Source organism: Legionella sp. km772 (assembly GCF_003989735.1).
GTDB lineage: Bacteria > Pseudomonadota > Gammaproteobacteria > Legionellales > Legionellaceae > Legionella.
Window position 1 is genome coordinate 1 of record NZ_RZGQ01000181.1, and the last position, 5,193, is coordinate 5,193.

Consider the following 5,193-nt stretch of genomic DNA (forward strand, 5'->3'; position numbering starts at 1 on the left):
TTTGATTTTTTTGATGCAGTGTAATAATTTCGCTTTTTGGTCATTCTATTCCCCTCTTATATTAGAAGAATAGCTCTTAAAAATACCTTTTTTTCGTCTAAAAATCCGCGCCTATATCATTCATAACGTTTCTCCATTAAAGACCAAGTGCAAAAAATAATCCTCAAAACTGATTATAGTAATAGACAATTTTTATCAGTATTTCCAGGGGTCTTAAAAATACCCATACTATAATTATTAATATAAACAAGTACTTGTTTTAATACCTTAAAAAAAACTAAGGAAAACCTTAGGCGAGCTGGTGTTATCGCTAAGCACTAAACCATAGTAATAAACAGGAAGCAAGCATTAAAATAAAAGTGCTAACCCCCCAAAAATTAGACAATACGCCATTAGTATTTTTACCCATAATTTTTTTATTATTACTAATATGTAAAATGATAAGAATTAATACGGGAGCCGTAAGACCATAAAGAATAGCCGTGTAAAAAAGGGCTTTCATAGGGCTAAATTGGAAAAAATTAAAAGCTAATCCAACGAGTAAAGATAAGGTAATAACCATATAAAATAATTTTGCTTCATAGTATTTTTTATTTAAGCCGGTTTTCCAATTGAAAATGGTGGAAACCATATACGAAAGGCTTCCTGATAAAACAGGAACTGAAAGAAAGCCAGTACCAATCACCCCTGCTGCAAATAACCAATAGGAATAAGAACCAGCAAGTGGTTCTAAAGCCTTCGCTGCTTGCTCAACGGTATCAATTTGGTGTATGCCATGCGGAAACAATGTAACACCAGCGGTTAAGATAATAAAATACATCACTAAATTAGAAAAAAACATTCCTATAGAAACATCTTGCTTCATCTCTTTTATTTCTTGTTTATCAACTTTTAATGTTGTGTGCGTATTATTCTTTTTCTCAGCCTCCATCGTGGCCTGCCAAAAAAATAAATAAGGCGATATAGTAGTACCCAATATCGCCACGATGACCGCAAAGTATTCCTTTTTAAAACTTATATGAGGGGCGAAGCTTGCCTTGAATACGGAAATCCAATCGGTATGTATTAAAAAAGGAATCACTAAATAGAGTAAGATAGAAACACATAAATATTTTAATATATTAACAATACGTTTATAAGATAAAAAAACAAGCGTTAAAATTAAGAGAAAGGTTATCAGAACCGAAAAGGCCATCGCGGGTAAAGAAGGTACTAAAAGATTAGCGACAGCCCCCATCCCTGCAATGTTTGCACTAATGTTCAAGATAATGGCTGGAATAGTCAAAAGACTAATGAAAAATAATAGGTAAGGAGAATAATGTTTTTGGATATTCGAGGTTAATCCCTCTCCTGTAATTAACCCAATCCGTGCGCACATTTCTTGAATGGCTAACATTAAGGGAAAGGTAACAAATACCGTCCATAGGGTCATCAATCCAAATTGGGCCCCAGCTTGTGTGTAGGTGACAATCCCCGAAGGATCATCATCACTAGCACCCGTAATCAGACCTGGGCCTAATTGTTTTAAAAAAACACGAATACTTCTTTTTTCTTTTTTAGGCATGGTTAGTATAATAAATTAAAATTTTACCTTAAACCACAAAAGAAAAAACTACTATCCCGATTAACCTTAAGTAAATAGATGGAGGCTCTTTTGCAAGAGCCCTAAAGATTATCTTACTAGAACATAAGAACCATTTTTCCACATATAACGGTGGCCATTATGATAAACGACTGGTTTATGATATACCGGTTTCATAACATTGAAAGGGCTTGTAACCACCCCTACCCCCATATCAGCTACACTACCAATACCATGTCCTACAGCAGCTCCGGTGTTTGCAACAAGATTTGCCCCTGCGCCTATGGTTTGGGCAGAGTATTTAACACCGGTTCCAACTGTAGCGTTACCAAATTGACTAACCCCATTCATACCATTATTAAGGTTGTTACTCATGGTATTACAACCAGCCAAACTTAAAGACATGATCATGGCCGCAGAAGATGTTATCACCAAATTTTTCATTATATCTCTCCTTGAATCTGATAAAATATGATCATCATGTGTATTTATAGACCATAAATAGCTATTTTGTTGAAAAAAGGAGATAAAATAATTTGTTAATAAACTATTGCGATGAAATTAAAACTCTTCTTTATAGGGGGCTTGATTGTTTTCCTGAAAATTTTTGAAGTTTTGCTTCGCTTCACTTTTCTTTTCAAGATTAAGGCAATCTCTACGCTCTGTTGGATCAAGTAATTTTGAGCAATTGTTGTTGCTTGCAAAAATATCAGGATGAATAGTTTGTTCAGCAAACCCCTGGAAAGGAAGCAAGGCAATCATTAGAATTAATTTTTTCATAAGAAACCCATTTTATTTTTGGTGAGGCCATCATACCTAATTTGAACTATAAAATACATGCAGACAGATTAATAACTAACATTATAAAATGGCTGGTGCGAATTAAATTAAAATAACCGCCTTAAGATTAATTTAAAAAAAGGATACAGCATGAGCTCAGTTTATTCTAATAAAAAACAAATAGTTAACAGTGTCTTCATGCTCATTTTGTTGGCAATACTTCTAATTCACGATGCGAAGGCATTGAGCGATAGTTCTCATGCAAAATTGGACAATCCAAAAGCAATTATCTTAATACATGGCTTAATGCGGACACCAGCCAGCATGTTTTTTTTGCGATCTTATTTAAAAAAGCAAGGTTATCAAGTCTATTCTTATGACTACCCCTCAGCTAAAAATACCATTCATGAGCATGGTGTTTTTTTAACGCAATACCTTAAAAAATTTATCCATGAACATCCAAATACGAAAATTTATCTTATAACCCACAGTTTAGGTGGCATTATTGCCCGCGACGCTTTAGCACAATTACCCACCGACCAATTACAACTCATCGGGGGGTTAATCATGTTAGCCCCTCCCAATCAAGGCTCGCTCTTAGCCAAATTTTCTACCAAATATTTTCCTATGATTTCTTATTTTGTTAAACCTTTAACAGAGTTAAGCTCTGAGAAAAATTCCTATGTGCATCAAGTTCCAGTCCCTAATGTTAAAATAGGAATTATCGCTGGACGCTACGATGCCAAAGTTCCTCCCGCCTCCGCCCGCCTAGATGGGCAAGCTGAACCAGTAATTGTGAACAGCACTCATACGTTCATTATGAATAATTCTCAAGCTAGGCTATTTATTAAGCGCTTTTTAGAAACTGGCTCATTTAATTAAAAATAATGAGGAATTTATTGACTTATAGGGCAAATGAAGATATGGTTCTTTTTATTGCTTCATGATCACATTTAAGAGTAATTAACCTATAAATACGCAACCTGAGGTAATTTATGCCAATCAATGACTCAACCCATATTAGTAACAGCTCAGCAGTTGCAGAATCTATAGAAGAATCAAGCAATGCAGGACATGCCGGAGCTGGGATTGATGACGCAGAAAGTGTACCCACACCCCGTTCATCCGATCCTATTAATATCAACGATGAGTTTGAATCTTCAGGAGTTGTTCAATCTGAAAGCTCAGTGAGCCATACTATCGATAAAGGGCGACTTAAAGGTAGCTCTGAAATATGGTATAGAAAGGAATTCAGTGATCCAGCTACAGCTAGACGAGAATGGTTAGCACAAGAATTTTTACGGTTGATAATTCCTAATCAGACCGAAACACGCCTAGCTTTTGATCCTAGGCGGAATGTATATTATATTCTTTCCAAAGAAGTTTCCGGTTTTAAACCCTTACCCACAGGCCAACACGAAAAATTTAGCAATGGAACATATAAAGGTCTGGGAAGTATCATAATTGGTGCCTACTTTGTTCACGAAGCCGATTTAAAGAATGGCAATATTGGTCTTGATGATCATGGTACAGTTCATAAAATAGATGGGGATTGGTCATTTGCCTCCATGCGAAGTAATAGCCAATTTCCCAAACATACCGGCGCAATAGCCGCACTTCAAATCAATCGACTCCCTTTCCCAATGACTTATAAAGCTCATAACTGGCTAGATATTTTTATTGAGGGGAGCCTAGCGAGCGCCAGTGATATTGTGGCTTCTGATATTGCAAGCAGCCGACAATTTCAACAAGAAAAATTTGAAACCTTATTTAAATTATTATTGATTCCAGATGAATATCTCGTTAGTTTTGTTGATTCTTTTATGCCTGCTGGTGCTAAAGAATATAGTGATTTTTTAATTGAGCGTCGCCATACTCTGCTTAAACAAGTACCAAAACTTCAAGGCTTCGCACAATACCTGAAAGACCATAGGGAAGATGTTGAAGAGCTTGCATGTGAGTTTACCGAAGAATTAGAAGAGTTTGTTGTTCAAGGTAAATACTCCGTGCTACTAAATTCTAAGAAGCATGATTTCGGTGATAAAGTAAAAACCCAATTCCACGAGGTATTGAATAAACTCAATATCCAGCCTGAGCCTGAATCACATGCAGAGCCCGAACCCAAATTGCTAATAGTGGACACCCCCTCCTCTACCCCAACACCTTCCTTATCGAATCATTTAGAAAGTTTAGGGCTCTTTAAAAACACCTGCCATTTAGGGGTTAAGAGAAAACTGGCTGCTTTAATAGAAGAGTATGAATCAGAAAGTCACAGTAGCTTAAGGCTCTAATCTATGTTGGGGCAATAAGGGCTTGAGCCCCACCAAACCTCAGGCCTTAAAACTTTGCACAGTCTACTAAAGTAGACTATCAGGCAAAAGCCGAAGCCTAGTAAGTTTTCTTTCCCTGCCCGCTTGCTTAGGGTCTATGAATAGGGACCGTCACGTTTTCTCTTTGTAATTGGAGCAGCTCGATGAATTCTTTTAGATAAACGTTATTTATTTGACTATTAAGTGTAGTTAATGAATTCATTAAGCTGTCAATATTGTGCATGCTATTTTTGATTAGATCTTTTTCCTGAGATTTAAAACTACACTCTGAAATTAAACCCTGATTATTATAGAGTTCGAGTTTAGAATAGAATGGAGCATCAACATCAACAAATTTTAAATAAGTACTCTCATTAATCAGAGTAGTCTTTTTATCGAATGGTGATATAGGCGCGGATTTTTAGACGAAAAAAAGGTATTTTTAAGAGCTATTCTTCTAATATAAGAGGGGAATAGAATGACCAAAAAGCGAAATTATTACACTGCATCAAAAAAATCAAA

5 protein-coding genes are annotated in these 5,193 nt (G+C 35.9%); 2 read left to right on the top strand and 3 right to left on the bottom strand.

Translation table 11 applies throughout. The annotated features are described in order from the left end of the window. Positions 1–310: 310 nt before the first annotated feature. From ELY15_RS13180 to ELY15_RS13190, 3 genes are all read right to left on the bottom strand, one after another. A complete protein-coding gene (locus tag ELY15_RS13180) occupies positions 311–1,564 on the bottom strand; it encodes an Nramp family divalent metal transporter (RefSeq protein ID WP_127100789.1) in 1,254 nt (417 codons plus the stop codon). 108 nt (positions 1,565–1,672) lie between these two features. Further along, positions 1,673–2,026 (bottom strand): hypothetical protein, encoded by a 354-nt coding sequence (locus ELY15_RS13185; protein WP_127100791.1) that lies wholly within the window; start codon positions 2,024–2,026, stop codon positions 1,673–1,675. A 117-nt stretch (positions 2,027–2,143) separates the two neighbouring features. After that, entirely contained in the window at positions 2,144–2,362 is a 219-nt protein-coding gene (locus ELY15_RS13190; protein ID WP_127100793.1) for a hypothetical protein, read from the bottom strand. Between the two features lie 150 nt (positions 2,363–2,512). Between ELY15_RS13190 and ELY15_RS13195 the strand changes: the two genes are divergently transcribed. Further along, positions 2,513–3,244 carry an alpha/beta fold hydrolase gene (locus ELY15_RS13195; protein WP_127100795.1) on the top strand — a complete coding sequence of 244 codons (732 nt, stop codon included), beginning with the start codon at positions 2,513–2,515 and terminating at the stop codon, positions 3,242–3,244. Positions 3,245–3,357: 113 nt separating this feature from the next. Continuing rightward, positions 3,358–4,653, top strand: coding sequence for a hypothetical protein (locus tag ELY15_RS13200; RefSeq protein ID WP_127100797.1), 1,296 nt, complete (start codon positions 3,358–3,360; stop codon positions 4,651–4,653). Positions 4,654–5,193: the final 540 nt, after the last annotated feature.

Coding starts and splice junctions, on each gene's coding strand:
- ELY15_RS13180 (WP_127100789.1), bottom strand. CDS start 1,564: ATGCCTAAAAAAGAAAAAAGAAGTATTCGTGTTTTTTTAAAACAATTA.
- ELY15_RS13185 (WP_127100791.1), bottom strand. CDS start 2,026: ATGAAAAATTTGGTGATAACATCTTCTGCGGCCATGATCATGTCTTTA.
- ELY15_RS13190 (WP_127100793.1), bottom strand. CDS start 2,362: ATGAAAAAATTAATTCTAATGATTGCCTTGCTTCCTTTCCAGGGGTTT.
- ELY15_RS13195 (WP_127100795.1), top strand. CDS start 2,513: ATGAGCTCAGTTTATTCTAATAAAAAACAAATAGTTAACAGTGTCTTC.
- ELY15_RS13200 (WP_127100797.1), top strand. CDS start 3,358: ATGCCAATCAATGACTCAACCCATATTAGTAACAGCTCAGCAGTTGCA.